The following is an 18843-nucleotide window of genomic DNA, read 5'->3' on the forward strand; positions in this document are numbered from 1 at the left end:
CGGGAAAGACGTTACCCGGAGAATAGGGATGGCTCGGCCGCGCTCCAAGTGCCGCCGTGCGGAAGGCAGCCCATCCGGCCCATGGTTTCCTCGACCGCCGCGTCGATCGCGGTGCGCGGCTCCGGCCCGATCAGGGCCTCCAGGCGGGTATTGTCCAGCCGCACGTCGGTGAACCATAGATAGCGCATTTCCAGCAGTTCCCGGCACAGCGGCACGAATGGCGCGGCCAGGCGCACCGCCCACCAGGGGAAGGCCTTGATCTTCCGCGACTCGAGGCCGGCGGCGTGGGCCGCAATTTCGGCCAGGCGAATGCCCGGGTCGAGGTAATGACCGGCGAAATTCAGGTCCTCCACATCTTCCATGCGGTCCTCCTGTTCGATCAGGCGCATGAACGCCTCCGCATAGTCCGGGAGGTACGCGAAGGCGTGACCGCTCGCCCGGTCGCCGGGCCAGTAGATGCGCCGGGGCGTGCGCCCGGGCTTCGCCATCACGTTGGAGAACCAGGACGCCGGCGCCTGCACGCCGAAATAGTCGCCCGCGTGCAGGATGGTCACGCGCGCGCCGCTGGCCTTCACAGCCTGCTCCATCGCCTTGCGCACCGCGCCCTTGGCCGAGATGGGGTTCTGGGGGGCGTCCTCGTGGATGAGCGGGAACTGGTCGGGGCCGAAATTGTAGACATTGCCCGGCAGCAGCAGCCGCGCGCCGGCGGCCTTCGCCGCCATGGCGGCGTTCATGGCCATGGGCTCCACCAGCCTGTCCCAGTGCCGGTAGCCCGGCGGATTGGCGCCGTGGAAGATGAAGTCGGCGCCGCGTGCTGCCTCGGCCACATCGGCGGCGTTCATCGCGTCGCCCCGGCGGATCTCGATGCGGCGGTCGAGTTCGGCAGCCTCGGGCCGGCGCTGCAGCGCCCGGACATCATGCCCGCGTGCCAGGGCGGCGTCGGCCACGGCGCGGCCCGCGCCGCCGGTGGCTCCGATGATCAGGATGGTTCTTGTCATGGCTCGCTCCTTTCGTGTTCCCGAAGGCCTGACGGGAAGATGCGCATGACTGTGACGAATGGAAATTGACTGAATTCGTGAGTTATCTATTCATTTTCGTATGAAAGCGGAATTCGACTGGAATCACCTGCAGAGCTTTCTCGCGGTCCTGAAGGAAGGCGGGCTCTCCGGGGCGGCGCGGGCGCTGGGGCTTTCGCAGCCCAGCGTCGGCCGCCACATCGACGCGTTGGAAGCGGAACTGGGCGGGGCGCTGTTCACGCGGTCCCGCTCCGGCATGAGACCGACGCCGCTGGCGCTCCGCCTGGCGCCGCATGCCGAGGCGATGGCTGCCGCCGCCTCGGCGCTGAAGCGCTCGGCGGGCGGTTCGGAGAGCGCGATCGCCGGACCGGTACGGCTGACGGCCCCGGCGGTGATGGCGGAGGCCGTCCTGCCGCCCATGCTCACCGCCTTCGCCGAGGATCATCCCGGCATCGAGATCGAGCTGGTCTCGACCAACGAGCCGCTTAACCTGCTGACGCGGGAGGCGGATGTCGCCGTCCGGACCGTCCGGCCCGAACAGCTCGCCGTGGTCGCGCGGCGTGCGGCGACGGTCCGGCTGGGTCTCTACGCGCATCGAAGCTACATCGCCCGCCACGGGCTGCCGGCCGGCATCGGCGACATCGCCGGGCACCGGTTGATCGGCTATGACCGCAATCCGCGCATCCTGCAGCTGATGGCCGCGAAGGGCGTGCCGGTCTCCGCCGAGACCTTCGCCTTCCGCACCGATTCCGAGACCGCCCAGCTCGCCATGCTGCGTGCAGGCTACGGTATCGGCGGCTGCCAGGCGCCGCTGGCCGCCCGCGACTCCGAGCTCGAGCCGGTGCTGCCCGGCGTGCTGGACCTGGAGCTGGAGATCTGGCTGGCGACCCACGAGCGGCTGCGCAACAGCCCGGCCGTGCGCGCGCTGATCGATCATCTCGCCGCCGGACTGGCCGCCTATGCGGGGGCGGCCTGAGCCGCGTTCCAGCCGCGCCAGTCCGGTCCCGATTGCGCGAGCATACCGCGCAGGTCCGACGCCGAGCAGGGCCGTGCCATGAGATAGCCCTGGCCGAAGTCGCAGCCAAGTTCGGCAAGCTCGGCGTATTCCGCCTCGGTCTCGACGCCCTCGGCCACGGTCTGCAGGCCGAGATCGGCGGCGAGGTCGACGATCGCGCGCACCAGCAGGCGGCTGGCCATGTCGTGGTCCATGCGGCTGACGAAGGAGCGGTCGATCTTCAGCGTGTCCAGCGGGAAGCGATGGAGATAGCTTAGGCTGGAGTATCCGGTGCCGAAATCGTCGATGGCCAGCGTGACGCCCAGATCCTTGAGTCGCCCGAGGGCCTCCGCGGCATGCTCGGGATCGTCGGCCATCAGGCTCTCTGTGATCTCCAGCTTGATCTGATCCGGCTCGACGCCCGCGGCCTCGATGATGCCCGCGAAGCGGTCGATTTCCGAAAGATCGTGCAACTGGGCGGCGGAGACGTTGATGCTGATGAAGGGCGGCGGCTGGCCGGGATGGACGGTGCGGTAGACCGCGGCGATCGCGGCATGTTCCTGCAGGCCGCGCTCCAGCGCCCAGCGCCCCATCTGCACCACCATGCCGCTTTCCTCGGCCAGGGGGATGAAACGGGCGGGGGGCACGAAACCCTGCTCGGGGTGGTTCCAGCGCATCAGCGCCTCGTAGCCGGCCAGACTGCCGTCGGCGATACCGACGATCGGCTGGTAGTGGAGCGCCAGCTCGTCCTTCTCGATGGCGCGGCGCAGCTCGCGTTCGGTGCGCACGCGCCGCAGCGCCAGTTCGCGCACCTCGGCGAAGGCCCGGCGCTGGGCCTCGCTGCCCTGGCTGATCAGCGGCTGGCCGGCCTTCCAGCGGGAGGCGTCGTTGAGCCGCTCCACCATCATCTGGATGGTCAGCCGCATGATCGGGTCGGCGGTCTCGATCGGCTTCATCAGGCGGTTGCGGCGCAGCACCAGCAGCGTGCAGGGCTCGATCGTGGTGGCGGTGGCCGAGCGCGGGGCGTTGGCGATCAGGGCCATTTCGCCGAAAATCTCGCCCGGCTCCAGCACGGCGATCACGCGTTGCGCATCGCCCTCGCCCATGGATATCTCGATCCGTCCGCTCTCCAGGATGTAGGCGTCGTCGCCGGCTTCTCCCTCGCGGAAGATCACCTGGTTCGCCGCCATCTCCCTGGCATGTATGTGCTCAGACAATCCGCGCCTCGCCGCGCCGTTCCCCGACCCGCGAACAGCATCATCCCGCTCCGTGGTTACCGAATCGTGCACACGTCAGTATCGGATGTCTGTCGCCGCCGACACGCAATGGACGCGAGGCGCGGGGGCCGTCAGGCGTCGACGTGCTCGGCGAAATGCTTCAGCGTCAGTTCCCTGGCGACCCGGGCGTTCTCGGCGTGATAGTCGGCCCGGTGGTCGCAGTTGAAGCCGTGGCCGGTGTCCTTGTAGAGGTGCACGCCGACTTCCGGATGGGACTCGGCGATGTTGCGCACGTCCTGCAGCGGGATCGACTTGTCGTTCTCGCCGAAGTGCAGGATCAGCGGCGCTTTCACCTCCTCGGTGATGTGCGGCATGATCTGGCCGCCGTAATAGCCCGAGCCGGCCGCCACCTTGTCGCCCATGCGGCAGCAGGAGATGTAGACCAGCGAGCCGCCCCAGCAATAGCCGACCATGCCCACCTTGCCCGCCTTCGACGCCTCGTCCACCGCTGCCTCGATGTCCAGCAGCACCTTGTCCAGGTCGCAGGCGGCGCGCCATTCGCGGGCCTTGGCGATTTCCTCGGGCGTGTAACCGCATTCCAGGCCGGGCTCGATCCGGTCGTAAATTGCCGGCGCGATGGCCAGGTAGCCTTCCGCGGCATAGCCCTCGGCCACGTCCCGGATGTGCGCGTTGACGCCGAAGATCTCCTGGATCACCACGACCGCGCCTTTCGGCGTGCCGGCGGGCGCGGCCCGCCAGGCGTCGAATTCGTGGCCGTCCGAGGCCTTCAGCTTGATCCACTGGCCCATGTCGTCCTCCCGCGTCGATCCGGATTCCGGCGATGATAACGGCTGGCCGTCGCCGGCGAAACGGTCGTGTCAGTCGGCGCCGCGCTTGCGGTAGATGCCGATCAGTTCGGCGTCGAGCACCACTTCGCCCTTCTGGTTGACCACCTCGGTCTTCCAGCGGGCGGAGCCCCGGTCGGGCTTCGAGCGCGACGGCGTCTTGTCGATGCAGGTGGCGCGGACGTGGATCGTGTCGCCGGGCCGGAGCGGCTTCAGCCAGCGCAGGTCGTCGAACCCCGGCGAGCCCAAGGAGTAGTCCGACTTCCAGGCGTCCATCTGCAGCCGCATCATCAGCGAGGCCGTGTGCCAGCCGCTGGCGCAGAGACCGCGGAAGACGGTCTGTTTCGCGGCCTCCTCGTCCAGGTGGAAGATCTGGGGATCGAACTCCTCGGCGAAGGCGAGGATCTCCGCCTTCGTCACCGTCCGTCTCGCCGTCTCCCGGGCCTCGCCGACCTCGATATCCTCGAACGCGCCTTTCATGATCCGTCAGCCGTACTTGCGGCCGACGATGAATTTCAGGCCGTCGGCGCCCACGTCTTCCGTGTGCTCGCGGTCGGCGGCCATGGTCAGCACGTCGCCTGGCCCGCACTCGCGGGTCTCGTCGGCACAGGCGACCGTGATATGCCCTTCCAGCACCAGCGCCCGCACCTCGAAGTCGTGGGCATGCGCGTCGTTGTGACAGCCGGGCGGCATTTCCCTGACCCCGGCATTGTCGAAGCCGTCGCGGGCGAGGCCCGCCTCGAATGCATTCCTGTCCATCGCGTGCTCTCCTTTCTCAGGCGTCGCTCTTGGGATCGAAGACCGGCTGGCGCTTCTCCAGGTGCGAATTCAGTCCCTCGACGACCTCGGGCGAGGTGAAGCCCAGCATCTCCAGCGCCACCGAGGCGTCGAAGGAGGGGCCGGCCATCCGGTACCAGTTGTTCAGCGCGTACTTGGTGAAGCGCAGCGCCGAGGGCGCGCCGTTGGCCAGCCGCGTCGCCACTTCCAGCGCCTTGGCCTCCAGTTCCTCCGGCTCCACGGCCAGGGAGACGAGACCCATGCGCTCGGCCTCCTCGCCGGTCATCGGCTCGCACAGCATCAGGTGGTACTTGGCCTTGGCCATGCCGCAGAGCAGGGGCCAGTTGATCACCGCGTGGTCGCCCGCGGCCACGCCGAGGCGCGTGTGGCCGTCGACGATCCTGGCGTTCTTCGCCGCGATGGAGATGTCGGCAAGCAGCGCCGACACCAGTCCCGCGCCGACGGCGACGCCGTTGATCGCGGAGACGATGGGCTTGCCGCAGTTGATGATGTTGTAGACGAGGTCCTTGGCTTCCTTCCAGGAGCGGACGCGGGCGTGATAGTCCTTCACCATCGCGTCGATCATCTTGAAGTCGCCGCCCGCCGAGAACGCCTTGCCCTTGCCGGTCAGGATCACCGCCGAGATATCCGGGTCCTTGTCGACCTCGTTCCAGACATAGGTCAGGTGGTTGTGGCCCGTCTGGTCCAGCGAGTTCATGGACTTCGGGTTGTTGATGGTGAGCCGCAGCACGCGCTCGGCCGGATAGTCGACCTCGAAGGTGCTGAACTCGGCGTAGCGATCGGTCATCTTCATTCCTCCTCAGGATGCCGGTCCGGGATGGTGCACCGTCCGCGCCGCCGGCTCAAGAGACCCCGCGCCAACCTGCTAACGCGCCGCGGTGGTGCCGCGCCGGCCGCGTCTCCGCCGGCGGAGCGCGGCATGGAGGGCGCCGGCCAACCAGAGCGCATAGGCGAACAGTTCGATCGCCTCCTCGAGCACCTTGTCCTGATGGAGCTGAAGCACCCCCTTCTCGAAGAGCAGGTCCGCGGCCAGGAAGCAGCCTACGCCGATGATCAGGAACTCGAACTCCATTGAGGCAAACGCCTTGCGTAGCCCTTCCAGTCTCGAGGGTTCCCGGAACAGCCAGCGATAGAAGGCGGCCAGGACCAGGGCGGCGGCGGCAGGCCAGCTGACCAGATGGGCCGCCAGCACCGCGTCGGCGGGCCAGTCCCAGATCTCGCCCCAGGTGATCTCACGCCCCAGCCCGGCAATGCATGCCGCCGCGACGCCGAGGGCGAAGGCGCGGAATGTTTCCGCGAACTCGGGGCGGGGACGGGCCGCCGCAAGCAGCCAGAGCGCGCCGGCCGCGCTCAACGCGACAAGCTGCAGGTTCTCGACCGCGCCCTGTTCCGTATCGTCGAGGCCGAACAGCCTGTCCAGGATGGCGATGGCGGCGATCCAGAGCAGCAGTCCCCCTGCGACCGCCATCCGGACTCCCCATCGGGAGAGAATGAACGCGTCGGCATCCCCGAATCTTTCCAGCAATACGGTGAGCGTGCCGGAACTGTATCTCATCGACCCGGAAACCTGATGGCCGCACCTCTCCCTGAACGGGCGTAATGTTGCAGTATTGTTACCAAGTCCGGCCGGACACTGGCCACAGGAAAACATGACGCGCCGTTTCCGGGCCGTCGAAGACAGGACCCGTCACGTCTGGCCGGTGATCCCCAGTTCGGCGCATTTCGCCTGCAGGGCCAGCAGGTCGGACCAGCTTTCCTTCTTGGCCGCCGGATTGCGCAGCAGATAGGCGGGATGGAAGATCGGCAGGACAGGCGCCGGGCCGAAACTGGCTTCGTAGACCCGCCACTTGCCGCGTTCGCGGGTGATCCGCGCCTCCACGTCATAGAGGGCCGACAGCGCAGTGCCCCCAGCCAGCACCATGACTTTCGGGCGGACCAGTTCGATATGGCGCTTCAGGAACGGCAGCATGGCCTGGATCTCGGCCGGGTTCGGCTTTCGGTTGCCGGGCGGGCGCCACAGAATCGTGTTGGTGATGTAGACCGAATCCCGGTCCAGTCCGATCGCGCCCAGCATCCGGTCCAGCAGCCGTCCCGCCTCGCCGATGAAAGGCTTGCCGTGCCGGTCCTCCTCGCGTCCCGGGGCCTCGCCGATGATCATGATCTCGGCTTCCGGATTGCCGTCGGCGAACACGAGTTGCGTCGCGGTCTGGCGGATGGCCAGTCCCTCGAACTGCTCAAGCGCGGCCCTGAGGTCTTCCAGGGTCTCGCAGGCCGGTGCGATCCGCTGCGCGCTTGCCACCGCCCGGCGGTCGCTGTCGATCTCCGATGCCGGGGTCTGCCGCGGCGTCCCGGCGGTGACCACACGGGCCGGCCGGACGTCCTCGACCTGCGGCGCCGGCACGGGCGGCGGGGGGGCCAGGCGGTCGTGAGGCTCGGCCTCGATCGCCACGTCCACGCCGGCGTCGACGTAGAACTGCAGCACCGCGAGGTCAGACTTGAATCGGGCTTCCCGGTCGTCCATAGGCCCCATTCTAAGGCGTTTCGGCGTCGGATGGCACCGCCGGAGGGCTGATCCGCCCGCCATTGCCGTGCGTTTGAAATTGTGGGAACTGTCATTACTGTGATGAAGGCCGCCGGTACAGCGCCATCGGCGGCTCTGCCAGGGAGTTGGGGATGGAACGCGATTCAATGGAATATGACGTCGTCGTTGTCGGCGGCGGACCTTCGGGGCTTGCGGCGGCCATCCGGCTGAAGCAGATGGCCGAGGAAGCCGGCAACGAGATCGCGGTCTGCGTGCTCGAGAAGGGTTCCGAGATCGGCGCACACATCCTTTCCGGCGCCGTGGTGGATCCGAAGGGCATCGGCGAGCTGTTTCCGGACTGGCAGGAGCGGGGCGCACCGCTGAACGTGCCCGTCAGCGCCGAGAAGTTCCTGCTGCTGACCGAACCGAGCAGCATCAGCGTGCCGGTCAAGCTGCTGCCGCCGCCGATGCAGAACCACGGCAACTACATTGTCAGCCTGGGCAATGTCTGCCGCTGGCTGGGCGAGCAGGCCGAGGCGATGGGCGTCGAGATCTACCCGGGCTTCGCGGCCGCCGAAGTGCTCTATCACGAGGACGGCTCGGTGAAGGGCGTGGCCACGGGCGACATGGGCATCGGCCGCAGCGGCGAGAAGAAGGAAAGCTACACCCCCGGCATCGAACTGCATGCGAAGTACACCTTCTTCGCCGAGGGTTGCCGCGGGTCGCTGACCCGGCAGCTGATGAACAAGTTCAGCCTGCAGGAAAGCTGCGAGCAGCAGACCTACGGCATCGGCATCAAGGAACTCTGGGAGATCGACCCGGAGAAGCACCAGGAGGGCCTGGTCGTCCACACCACCGGCTGGCCGCTGGACCGCGGAACCTATGGCGGGTCGTTCATGTACCACCTGGAGGACAACCAGGTGGCGATCGGCTTCGTCATCGGGCTGGACTACACCAACCCGTATCTGTCGCCCTATGACGAGTTCCAGCGCTACAAGACCCATCCCGATATCCGGCACTATCTGGAAGGCGGCAAGCGCATCTCCTACGGCGCCCGCGCGCTCAACGAGGGCGGCCTGCAGTGCGTGCCCGACCTGGCTTTCCCGGGCGGCGCGCTGATCGGCTGTGCCGCCGGTTTCATGAACGTGCCCAAGATCAAGGGCAGCCACACGGCGATCAAGACAGGCATGATGGCCGCAGAGGCCGCCTTCGAGGCGCTGCAGGCGGCGGGCGAGGGCGGCGAGCCGGCCAGGGTGCTGGAGGCCTATCCGGAAGCCTACCGTGAAAGCTGGGTCTACAAGGAACTTCACCAGGCCCGGAATGTCCGCCCGAGCTTCGCCAAGTGGGGTCTGATCGGCGGCATGCTCTACACCGGCATCGAGCAGCTGATCTTCCGTGGCAACGTGCCCTGGACCTTCAGCCACGGCCACAAGGACAACGAGGTGCTGAAGAAGAAGTCGGACGCCAGGCCGATCGAATATCCGAAGTACGACGGCGTCCTGACATTCGACAAGCCGTCCTCGGTCTATCTCTCGAACACGAATCACGAGGAAGACCAGCCGATCCATCTGACGCTGAAGGACGACAGCGTGCCGGTGGAGCACAATCTGAAGTACTATGACGCGCCGGAGCAACGCTATTGCCCGGCCGGGGTCTACGAGATCGTCCGCGACGACGACGGCTCCAATCCGCGGCTGCAGATCAACGCGCAGAACTGCGTGCACTGCAAGACCTGCGATATCAAGGACATCACCCAGAACATCGTCTGGGTGACGCCGGAGGGTGGCGGCGGACCGAATTACCCGAACATGTGACGGCGGGGGAACGCGGGGCCGGCAGAAGGCCGCGCCGCGCCGGAGACCCGCCTGACGGAGGGCGCCGGCCATGAGGCGGCTCGGCTTTGGGATCGCGGTGATCGTGCTCCTGGCGACGGCGGGCAGTTTCGTCTTCGCCGACATCTGGTATTTCGACGTCCTGGCGAGCCTGCGGCTTCAGCTTCTGATCGCCTGCGCCGCCTTGTGCCTTCTCGCGCTGCTGCTGGGCAGCCGCCGCACTTCCGCGGTGCTGGCGGCGGCGGTGTTGCTCAACGGCTTTCCGGTCGCGCGCGCGGCGCTGCAGTCGCCCCCGCCGCCGCCGGCGATGGCGGCGCATGACGTCTCGATCCTTTTCTACAATACGGCCAGGCGCACGGTGGACCTGTTCGAATTCCGCGCCTTTGTCCGCGCCCGGCAGCCCGACGTGCTGGCGCTGACGGAGGTTTTCGCCTGGAACATCGCCGACATCCGCCGGACCTTCCCCGAGTTCCCCTACTCGGTGGGCGAGCCCGGCGTGTTCGGCGCCGTCATCCTCAGCCGCACGCCGATCCGCGATTTCCGCATCCACGAGCACGCCGGAGGACCTTCCGGCCGCACGCTCGGGATCCGGCTCTGCGGCAAGCTCGACGCTGACAAGTGCATGGCGCTGCTGGTGCTGCATCCGCCACCGCCGCTGTCTGCCGACTATCACCGTCTCCGGGATCAACAGATCATGGCCGCCGCCATGCAGGCGGGCATGGCGAGCGAAGAACGCGCCGTCAGCGGACGGGTCGCGATGATCGGGGATTTCAACCTGACGCCGTGGAACGCCGTCTACCACAAGTCGCTGAAGGCTGGCGGGCTGGCCGACGCCTTCGCCGGCGGGCCGCCGCACAGCACCTGGTTCTCGACCTTCGCCGCCGCCGGTCTGGCGATCGATCACGTCTGGCTGGGCCCCGGCCTCGGTATCCGTCGCGTCGATATCGGGCCGCCGACAGGTTCCGACCACTTCGCCGTCTACGTGGAGCTTGCCGTCGACGTCGACCTGCGCTGGTGACGTCAGCAAGAAAAAAGAAAGGGGCCGGAGCGGAACTCCGACCCCTTGCAGAGGTGAAGTGCTTCGGTGCGCGTCTATCTGGGCTCGGACCTGAGCCCCTTGACGATGGCGAAGCATGCCAGCAGCAGCACGATGGTGAACGGGAAGCCCGTTGACACCGCCATGGCCTGCAGCGCGGCGAGGCCGCCGCCCAGCAGCAGCGCGATCGCCACCAGGCCCTCGAAGATGCACCAGAACACGCGCTGGGAGACCGGGGCGTTGACCTTGCCCCCGGCGGTGATCGTGTCGATGACCAGCGAACCGGAGTCCGACGAGGTCACGAAGAACACGATCACCAGGATGATCGCGACCAGCGAGGTGATCTCGGCAAGCGGCAGCGCGCCCAGCATCTCGAACAGCTTGATCTCCAGGCTGGCCTCCTGCACCGCGGTGTAGCCCTGATCGACGATCTGGTGGATCGCGGTGCCGCCGAAGGCGGTCATCCAGAACACCGACACGATCGACGGGATCAGCAGCACGCAGACCATGAACTCGCGCACGGTGCGGCCGCGGCTGACCCGGGCGATGAACATGCCCACGAACGGCGACCAGGAAATCCACCAGGCCCAGTAGAAGGCGGTCCAGCCCTGGCTGAAGTTCGCGTCCTCACGCCCGAACGGGTTCGACAGCGGCGCCAGCTCGGTGACATAGGCGCCGAGATTGGTGAAGAAGCCGGTGAAGATGGCCAGGGTCGGCCCCACGATGACGACGAAGCCCAGCAGCAGGATCGCCAGCAGCATGTTGATCTCCGACAGCCGCTTGACGCCCTTGTCCAGGCCGGCGAGCACCGACACCAGCGCCGCCGCGGTAATCAGCAGGATCAGGACGACCTGTGCGCCGGTCGATGTCGTGATGCCGAACAGGAAGTCGAGGCCGGCATTGGCCTGGGTGGCGCCGAGACCCAGCGACGTGGCGAGGCCGAACAGCGTTGCGAACACCGCCAGGATGTCGATGACGTGACCGGTCCAGCCCCAGACCCGCTCCCCGAAGATCGGGTAGAAGATCGAGCGGATGGTGAGCGGCAGGCCCTTGTTGTAGCTGAACAGCGCCAGCGCCAGCGCGACGATGGCGTAGATCGCCCAGGGGTGCAGACCCCAGTGGAAGATGGTCGCCGCCATGCCCAGCGAAAGCGCGGCCTGCTGATCGCCGGCCGCGGCGCCCAGCGGCGCCCAGTCGGTGCGCGCGCCGCCCTCGCCGACCGCCGTTCCGCCCACGGACGAACTGAAATGCGAAATGGGTTCGGAGACGCCGTAGAACATCAGGCCGATGCCCATCCCGGCGGCGAACAGCATCGAGAACCAGCCGAGATAGGAATAGTCGGGCTTCGAATCCTTGCCCCCCAGGCGGACTTTCCCCAGCGGGGTGAAGATCAGCACCACGCAGAGGATCACGAAGATGTTCGCCGAAAGCAGGAAGAACCAGTCCAGCGACGATGTCAGCCAGGCTCTCAGGCTCTCGAAAGCGGGCGCCAGGCTGTTCTGGAAGGCCAGTGTCAGCACGACGAAGGCGACGATCACAAGTCCCGAAACAAGAAAGACCGGGTTGTGAATGTCCAGACCGAACGGTCCGAGCCTTGTCTGAATGTTGTGTTGGCCGATCTCGTATTCTGTATCGATGAGGTCGGCCGGTCCTTCCGGCGCCCGAATGGCGTCGGCTGTGGAATCGCTCATGTTCCCCCCTCCGTTTCTGTTGGGTCGGGCTTCTGCGCGCAGCGGTGTTCTGCCACCTTTACCGAATCATGACATTGTGCCTGCGGAATAGGCAGATGTAACCCCCCATTGCGACACGGCGAAGCCGCATCCCGACAGGCTTTCGGCTTGGAAACCGGCCTGGTCAGTCGGCCAGATGAGCGATCAGGCGGTCCATCAGGTCCATGCAGCGGCTGATCTGGTCGACGTCCACGAACTCGTTCGGCTGGTGGGCGACGCCGATGTCGCCGGGGCCGCAGATCACCGTGGACATGCCCGCCTCCTGGAAGATTCCGCCCTCGGTGCCATAGGATACGGCTTCGGTGTCGTTGCGGACGGCCAGGCGCTTGAACAGCGTCTCCGCCGCGCCGTCCGGCTCGGGCGCGAGGCCCGGCACGTCGGCCTTGACGATCGTTTCCACCGACGCTTCCGGGAAGCCCTTGCGCATGCGCGGCAACAGGTTTTCCTCGATGAAGGCCTGAACGCGTTTGCGGATGTCGGCGCCGTCGTCGCCGGGGACAGCGCGGTATTCCCAGCGGATCTCGCAGTGGTTGGGCACGATGTTGACCGCCGTGCCGCCATGCATCAGGCCGACATGGACGGTCGTGTAGGGCGGATCGAACGCCGGCGCGGGGCGCTGCATCCGCTCTTCGGCCAGTCCGGCGATGAAGCTGACCAGTTCGGCGCCGTAGTAGACGGTGTTGACGCCCCGGTCGATCTGGGAGGAATGCACTTCCCTGCCCTTCAGGGTGGTGTGGAACACCGTGCAGCCCTTCTGGGCGTTGACGACGCGCATCATGGTCGGCTCGCCGACCAGGCACATGGCGGGTCTCAGGCCGGCGGTGGCGAAGTGGTCGATGATGCCGCCGACGCCCAGGCAGCCGACCTCCTCGTCGTGTGAGAAGGCGAAGTGGACGGGCCGCGACAGCCGGTTCTCCTTCAGGCGGGGCGCGGCCGCCAGCGCGCAGGCGATGAAGCCCTTCATGTCGGAGGCGCCGCGGCCATAGAGCCGGTCGCCCTTGCGGGTGAGGCGGAAGGGGTCGGTATGCCAGTCCTGGCCGTCAACCGGCACCACATCGGTATGGCCGGAGAGCACGATCCCGCCGTCACCCTCCCCGCCGATGGTGGCGACCAGGTTGGCCTTTCGGCCGTCCTCGCTCATCACCTTGCGGCTTTCGATGCCGAGGCCGTCCAGGTAATCCCGGGTCCAGTCGATCAGGGGCAGATTGGAATCCCGGCTGGTGGTATCGAAGCCCACCAGCCGCTCGAGAATCTCGATGGCGTTGTCAGTCTGGCTGTTCATGGCGTCACGTTAGTTATCCGGGCCGGACGATGATAGGGTCCGGTGCAGTTACGAATTGTTGCGTACCGGGTCGTTGTTTCACATCTGCGCCGCATCCATATCTGCGGCGTGATTGACGGGAACGTAAAGCAAGTGGCGCCCGATTCCAGCAAGAGCGAATGGACCGAGACCAGACCGACGGCGCGCGACGGCGACCTCCTCCGCGTCTCCGGTGTGCCGGAAGCGTCCGGCGGCGTGCGCTCTGGCCGCCGTCGGCGGATGGTGAACTATGTCGGCCTGATCGCGCTCATCCTGGCGGGCGTCGCCGGCGCCGTGGCGCTGTTCATGACCCGCTCCACGCTGACGCCGGCCGAACGCGGCGAAACGGTTTATTCGGTTTCGACCATGCCGGCCGAACGCAGCGACAATTTCCCGGTCATCACCGCGTTCGGAGAAATCGCAGCGGGCCGGGAGGCCGACATGCGGGCCCTTGTCCAGGGCGAGGTCGTGGAGGTCGGCGATTATTTCCGCAATGGCGGAACGGTGCGTCAGGGCGATCTGTTGCTCCGCATCGACCCGTTCGACTACGTCGCCGCCGTCGACGAACTCAAAGCGCAGATCGCCGAGACCAGGGCGCGCGTCGCCGAGGCCCGCGCGCGGCTCGCCTCCGAGCGCTCGGCCCTCATAGAGGACCGCTCGATCCTCGAGATCAAGGCCCAGGACGTCGAGCGTTTCGAGCGCCTGAACCAGAAGGGCACGATTTCCGACCAGTCGCTCGGCAATGCCCGGATCGAGTATCAGACGCAGCAGCAGAAGGTCACCCAGCGGGAAGCGGCGATCGAGGCCGAGCAGGCGCGCATGCAGCAGCAACAGGCCGCGCTTGAGCGGCTGCAGGTCTCGCTTGCCCGCGCCGAGCGCGACCTCGCGCGCACGGAGCTGCGCGCACCCTTCGACGGTTTCCTTTCCCAGGTTTCGGCGCAAGTCGGATCCCTGCTCGGCCCCAGCGACCGCGTCGCCCACCTGGTCGCCGCCGACTCGCTGGAGGCCCGCGGGCACCTCTCGGACGCCCAGTACGGCCGCCTGCTCGCCGATGGCGGGCTGGATGGCCGGCCCGCCACGGTGACCTGGAAGATGGGACCGGAGCGTCTGGCCTACGAGGCCGTGATCTCCCGCATCACTTCCGAGATTGATCCGGGTTCCGGCGGCGTGACCTTCTATGCCCTGCTGGCCGCCGACGGCCTGGATCTGCCGATCCGTCCCGGCGCCTTCGTCGAGATCGAGCTGCCCGACCGGCGCTTCCCGGACACGATCCGCCTGCCGGCCGTCGCGGTCCATGACGACAATCGCGTCTTCGTCATCGAGGAGGGCCGCCTGGTCCGCCGTGACGTCGAGGTGCTGGCGCGGCAGGGCGACGATGTGATCGTCGAAGGCGAACTGCAAAGCGGCGCCCGGGTGGTGCTGACCCGGTTCAACGAGATGGCGCCCGGCGTGCGGGTGCGCGACGCGGCCGCCGGCGGCGATGACGGGGCCGAAGCCGCGAGCGGCCGATGAATCCCGCCCAGCTCGTCTCGATCTTCGTTCGCCACCGCAACGCGGCGAACCTGCTGATGGCGCTGATGCTGATCAGCGGCATCTTCGCGCTCGACCGGCTGAATACGCAGTTCTTCCCCGATACCGGCCTGGACTTCGTTACTGTTTCCATCGCCTGGCCCGGCGCCAGCGCCGAGGACGTCGATTCCAACATCGTTTCGGCGGTGGAGCCGGAGGTGCGTTTTCTCGACGGGGTGAAGGAAGTCAACTCCTACTCCAGCGAAGGCGCGGCGACCATCGTCGTGGAGTTCCAGGCCGGCACCGACATGCAGTCGGCGCTTTCCGACGTGGACGCCGCCGTCGCCGGGGTGACGACCCTGCCCGAGGATGCGGAAGAACCGCTGGTCAAGCGCGTGGTGCGTTATGACGAGATTTCGCGGCTGGTGATCAGCGGCGACGTCAGCGAGGCCGAGCTGAAGACCGTCGCCAAACGTATCCGCGACGACCTGCTGGCGCGGGGTGTCGACAAGATCGACTTCTTCGGCATGCGCGACGAGGAGGTCCAGGTGAAGGTGCCGCCGCAGGCGCTGCGCCGGCTGGACATGACCATCGGCGACATCGCCCAGCGGATCGCGGACACGTCCGTCGACCTGCCGTCGGGGGAACTGGGCGGCGCCTCGCAGATGCAGGTACGCGCCCTGGGCGAGCGCAAGACCGCGCCCGGCTTCGGCGAGATCGAGCTGCGCGCGACTGCCGGGGGGCAGTCGATCCTGCTGCGCGACGTCGCTCGGGTGACGGAAGGCTTCGATGACGATCAGCCCGTCGGGCGGCTGGGCGATGACCTGGCGATCGAGATGATCGTCAAGCGCGCGACCACCACCGATGCCCTGGAGGCCGCGGCGATCGTCGAGAGCTACGTCGCCGACATCCGGCCGACCTTGCCGCCCACGGTCCAGATCACCGAATACAGCGTCGCCGCCGCCCTGATCGAGGACCGCATCAGCCTGCTGGTCAACAACGGCCTGGGCGGGCTGGTTCTGGTGCTGGTGGTGCTGTTCATCTTCCTGTCGGCGCGCGTCGCCTTCTGGGTCGCGATGGGCATTCCCGTCGCGATCTTTGCCACCGCCGCGGTCATGCTGCTGACCGGGCAAAGCATCAACATGGTGAGCCTCTTCGCGCTGATCATGACGCTGGGTATCATCGTCGACGACGCCATCGTGGTCGGTGAACACGCCGCCACCCTGCGGCGGCGCGGCCACGGTGCGCTGGAGGCGGCGGAAAAGGGCGCGCTGCGGATGCTGGCGCCCGTGACCGCGGCGGCGCTGACCACCATCGCCGCCTTCATGCCGCTGTTCCTGATCGGGGACGTGATCGGCCAGATCATCGTCGCGATCCCGCTGGTGGTGGTTTCCGTGCTCGTCGCCAGCCTGATCGAGTGCTTCTTCGTGCTGCCCGGTCATCTGCGCGAGGCGCTGCATGGCGACAGCCGCCGCGCGGGCTGGTACGGGCGATTCCGCGAGCGTTTCGATGCGGGGTTCGACCGGCTGCGCGATGGACCCTTCACGGCGGCGGTGCAGCGCGCCGTGGATTACCGCTATGTCACCATCGGCGCCATTGTCGCCGCGTTGATCCTCTCCATCGGCCTGGTCGGCAGCGGGCGCGTCGGCTTCAACTTCTTCCCCAGCCCCGAGTCAGACACCATCGAGGGCAATATCGAGATGGCCGCCGGCACCCCGCGCGAGGACGCGCTGGCGGCGCTGGACGAGCTGGTCGATGCTCTGCGCCGCGCCGAGCAGCGCCTGACCGACGGCGAGGGCGGCCTGGTCAGGATCGCCTTCCAGCGGGTGGGCCGCAGCCAGGGCCGTTCCTTCGAGAGCGTGCCGGGCGACAATCTGGGCGGCATCCAGGTGGAGTTGGCGCCGTCCGACAGCCGTGACGTCCGCACCACCGAGGTGGTCGAGGCCTGGCGCGAGGAGTTCCAGCCGGTCCCCGGCCTGAAGCGCTTTTCGATGCAGCAGCCGGCCGCTGGCCCGCCCGGGCGCGAACTGGACATCCGCCTGTTCGGCGGCGACGTGCAGAGCCTCAAACGGGCGGCCCAGGCGGTGAAGGAGGAACTGGACCGTTTCGCCGGCGTCAGCGACGTCGAGGACGACCTGCCCTACGGCAAGCAGGAGCTGATCCTGGAACTGACGCCGCGGGGGCGGGCGCTCGGCTATACCACCGAAACCGTGGCCCGCCAGGTCCGCGACGCGTTCCAGGGCGCCATCGCCAAACGCTTCGCGCGCGGCGACGAGGAGGTCACGGTCCGCGTGCAGCTGCCCGACGAGGCCGCGACGGAGGCCGCGATCCGGACCATGTACATCCGCAGTCCCTCCGGCGCCGAGACGCCGCTGGAGGAGGTGGTCCGCTTCCGCGAGGACGCCGGATTCGCGCGCATCCGGCGCAATGACGGCCACCGGGAAGTCGGGGTGTACGCCGAGATCGACGAGACCGTGACCGGCGCCGGGCCTGTCATCGACGCGCTCGAGGACGGACCGCTCGACCGCATCGCCCGGCAGTACGGCGTCGACTACCGCTTCGCCGGCAAGGCCGAGGAGCAACAGCAGACCTTTGGCGACATGAAGGTGGGCGCCGCGGTCGGCCTCGCCGCGATCTACATCATCCTGGCGTGGGTCTTCGCCTCCTACAGCCGGCCGATCATCGTCATGTCCATCATTCCCTTCGGCCTGATCGGCGCGGTTCTCGGACACCTGCTGCTGGGTTACGACCTGTCCATTCTGTCGCTGGTGGCGCTGATCGGCCTGGCCGGCATCCTGGTGAACAACTCGATCATCCTGGTCGCCGCCATCGACGACCGCGTGGCCGAGGGCGAGGGCGCAATGGAAGCCATTGTCTCGGGCGCCGGTGACCGCCTCCGGGCGGTGACCCTCACCTCGATCACCACCATCGTCGGGCTGACGCCGCTGATGTTCGAGACCAGCCTGCAGGCCCAGTTCCTGATTCCGATGGCGATCACCATCGTCTTCGGCCTCGCCACCGCGTCGATGCTGGTGCTGTTCGTGGTGCCGGCGCTGCTGGGCATGCTGATCGACATCGGCGAAGGCCGCCGCCGACTCCTCCGCCGGTTGCGCGGCGCGGAAGGGGCCGATTGAGATCGGTCGGCCAGTGACGCCGTGCCCGCCCTGTGCGGGCATCCGGTCAGTCTTGAAGCCGGAACGGTCAGCAACCCGCATCAGGTTCTTGCCGCACCCCCGCACAGGGCGGGGGCGGCGGCGAGGGGAGCTGGGAAGGGGTTACCTGAGCGCCTTGGACAGGTATTCGCGCGGTTCGGGCCCCCGATTGGCCTCCTCGAAGGCGTCGATGGCGGCGCGGATCGCGGCGTCGATGGGCATGTTCTCCCATGCCCGGATCAGCTTCTTCTGCTGGCGCACGGCCTTCGGGCCGGAAGCGAGGATGGAGCCGAGCCAGGCGTCGACCTGCTCGTCCAGCCTGTCCTTCGTCGTGACCTTCTGCACCAGTCCGCAGAGACGCGCGTCCTCGGCATCGATCATGTCGCCGGTCAGCAGTATTTCGGCGGCCTTGCCCCAGCCCATGACATGGGGCAGCAGCACCGCTTCGATGACGCTGGGCAGGCCGACGCGGACCTCGGGCATGCCGAACTTCGCGTTGTCGCTGGCGACGCGGAAGTCGCAGGCGGCGACCAGTTCCAGTCCCGCGCCCAGGCAGTAGCCATGGATGCGCCCGATCACGGGCACGGGCATGCGGCGCACCTCGTCGATGGCCAGATGCAGGTTGGTGATGAATTCCCGCGCCGAGGGGCCGTCCATCTGCGACATCTCGCCGATGTCCGCGCCGCCGACGAAGGCGCGGTCGCCCGCCGCCTGCAGGACGACGGCGCGCAGGTCCCGATCCTGCGACAGCTCGCGGGCCGCCTCCCGCAGTTCCCGGTTCATCTGCCGCGACATGGCGTTCAGCTTGCCCGGCCGGTTCAGAATCAGCCGTGCGATCGGGCCGCCGTCACGCGCCTCGCGCTCGACACGCACCAGTTCGTGGTTGCTCATGC

Annotated in this window: 16 protein-coding genes; 5 read left to right on the top strand and 11 right to left on the bottom strand. The window is 67.5% G+C overall.

Annotated features, from left to right (window positions below; all coding sequences use genetic code 11):
* Window positions 1-11 precede the first annotated feature (11 nt).
* Complete coding sequence (locus CWC60_RS17735; RefSeq protein ID WP_109795247.1) at window positions 12-998, bottom strand: NAD(P)H-binding protein; 987 nt, start codon at window positions 996-998, stop codon at window positions 12-14.
* Window positions 999-1098: 100 nt separating this feature from the next.
* On the opposite strand from CWC60_RS17735, the gene CWC60_RS17740 reads away from it, so the two are divergent.
* Window positions 1099-1992: a LysR family transcriptional regulator gene (locus CWC60_RS17740; protein WP_109795248.1), complete on the top strand. Its 894-nt coding sequence runs from the start codon at window positions 1099-1101 to the stop codon at window positions 1990-1992.
* Here CWC60_RS17740 and CWC60_RS17745 read toward each other — a convergent pair.
* The 7 genes from CWC60_RS17745 to CWC60_RS17775 form a co-directional block, all read right to left on the bottom strand.
* On the bottom strand, window positions 1974-3227 hold the full coding sequence (locus CWC60_RS17745) for an EAL domain-containing protein (protein WP_125182821.1): 1254 nt from the start codon (window positions 3225-3227) through the stop codon (window positions 1974-1976). The genes CWC60_RS17740 and CWC60_RS17745 overlap by 19 nt on opposite strands.
* A gap of 131 nt (window positions 3228-3358) precedes the next feature.
* Window positions 3359-4036 (bottom strand): dienelactone hydrolase family protein, encoded by a 678-nt coding sequence (locus CWC60_RS17750; RefSeq protein WP_109795250.1) that lies wholly within the window; start codon window positions 4034-4036, stop codon window positions 3359-3361.
* Window positions 4037-4105: 69 nt separating this feature from the next.
* Window positions 4106-4552: a MaoC family dehydratase gene (locus CWC60_RS17755; protein ID WP_109795251.1), complete on the bottom strand. Its 447-nt coding sequence runs from the start codon at window positions 4550-4552 to the stop codon at window positions 4106-4108.
* Between the two features lie 6 nt (window positions 4553-4558).
* The gene (locus tag CWC60_RS17760; RefSeq protein ID WP_109795252.1) at window positions 4559-4831 is read right to left on the bottom strand and encodes a cupin domain-containing protein; all 273 of its coding nucleotides are present in this window, start codon (window positions 4829-4831) and stop codon (window positions 4559-4561) included.
* Between the two features lie 16 nt (window positions 4832-4847).
* A complete protein-coding gene (locus CWC60_RS17765) occupies window positions 4848-5657 on the bottom strand; it encodes an enoyl-CoA hydratase/isomerase family protein (RefSeq protein WP_164516621.1) in 810 nt (269 codons plus the stop codon).
* Window positions 5658-5735: 78 nt separating this feature from the next.
* A complete protein-coding gene (locus CWC60_RS17770; protein WP_109795254.1) occupies window positions 5736-6338 on the bottom strand; it encodes a hypothetical protein in 603 nt (200 codons plus the stop codon).
* 219 nt (window positions 6339-6557) lie between these two features.
* On the bottom strand, window positions 6558-7391 hold the full coding sequence (locus CWC60_RS17775) for a uracil-DNA glycosylase (protein ID WP_109795255.1): 834 nt from the start codon (window positions 7389-7391) through the stop codon (window positions 6558-6560).
* Between the two features lie 152 nt (window positions 7392-7543).
* Here CWC60_RS17775 and CWC60_RS17780 point away from each other — a divergent pair, with 152 nt between their 5' ends.
* Together CWC60_RS17780 and CWC60_RS17785 are read left to right on the top strand one after the other, a co-directional pair.
* Window positions 7544-9205 (top strand): electron transfer flavoprotein-ubiquinone oxidoreductase, encoded by a 1662-nt coding sequence (locus CWC60_RS17780; protein ID WP_109795256.1) that lies wholly within the window; start codon window positions 7544-7546, stop codon window positions 9203-9205.
* 70 nt (window positions 9206-9275) lie between these two features.
* Window positions 9276-10241, top strand: coding sequence for an endonuclease/exonuclease/phosphatase family protein (locus tag CWC60_RS17785; RefSeq protein ID WP_109795257.1), 966 nt, complete (start codon window positions 9276-9278; stop codon window positions 10239-10241).
* Between the two features lie 74 nt (window positions 10242-10315).
* Here the strand turns inward: CWC60_RS17785 and CWC60_RS17790 are convergent, their stop codons facing one another.
* Window positions 10316-11950: a BCCT family transporter gene (locus tag CWC60_RS17790; RefSeq protein WP_109795258.1), complete on the bottom strand. Its 1635-nt coding sequence runs from the start codon at window positions 11948-11950 to the stop codon at window positions 10316-10318.
* Between the two features lie 163 nt (window positions 11951-12113).
* Window positions 12114-13271 carry an acetylornithine deacetylase gene (gene argE / locus CWC60_RS17795; protein ID WP_109795259.1) on the bottom strand — a complete coding sequence of 386 codons (1158 nt, stop codon included), beginning with the start codon at window positions 13269-13271 and terminating at the stop codon, window positions 12114-12116.
* A gap of 132 nt (window positions 13272-13403) precedes the next feature.
* Here argE and CWC60_RS17800 point away from each other — a divergent pair, with 132 nt between their 5' ends.
* Window positions 13404-14801, top strand: coding sequence for an efflux RND transporter periplasmic adaptor subunit (locus CWC60_RS17800; RefSeq protein ID WP_109795260.1), 1398 nt, complete (start codon window positions 13404-13406; stop codon window positions 14799-14801).
* Window positions 14798-17932 (top strand): efflux RND transporter permease subunit, encoded by a 3135-nt coding sequence (locus tag CWC60_RS17805; RefSeq protein ID WP_109795261.1) that lies wholly within the window; start codon window positions 14798-14800, stop codon window positions 17930-17932. Before CWC60_RS17800 ends, CWC60_RS17805 begins: the two co-directional genes overlap by 4 nt.
* A gap of 141 nt (window positions 17933-18073) precedes the next feature.
* Here the strand turns inward: CWC60_RS17805 and CWC60_RS17810 are convergent, their stop codons facing one another.
* Entirely contained in the window at window positions 18074-18841 is a 768-nt protein-coding gene (locus tag CWC60_RS17810; protein WP_109795262.1) for an enoyl-CoA hydratase, read from the bottom strand.
* Window positions 18842-18843 lie beyond the last annotated feature (2 nt).

Origin of the sequence: Minwuia thermotolerans (assembly GCF_002924445.1) — a bacterium.
In the GTDB taxonomy this organism is placed as follows: Bacteria; Pseudomonadota; Alphaproteobacteria; order Minwuiales; family Minwuiaceae; genus Minwuia; species Minwuia thermotolerans.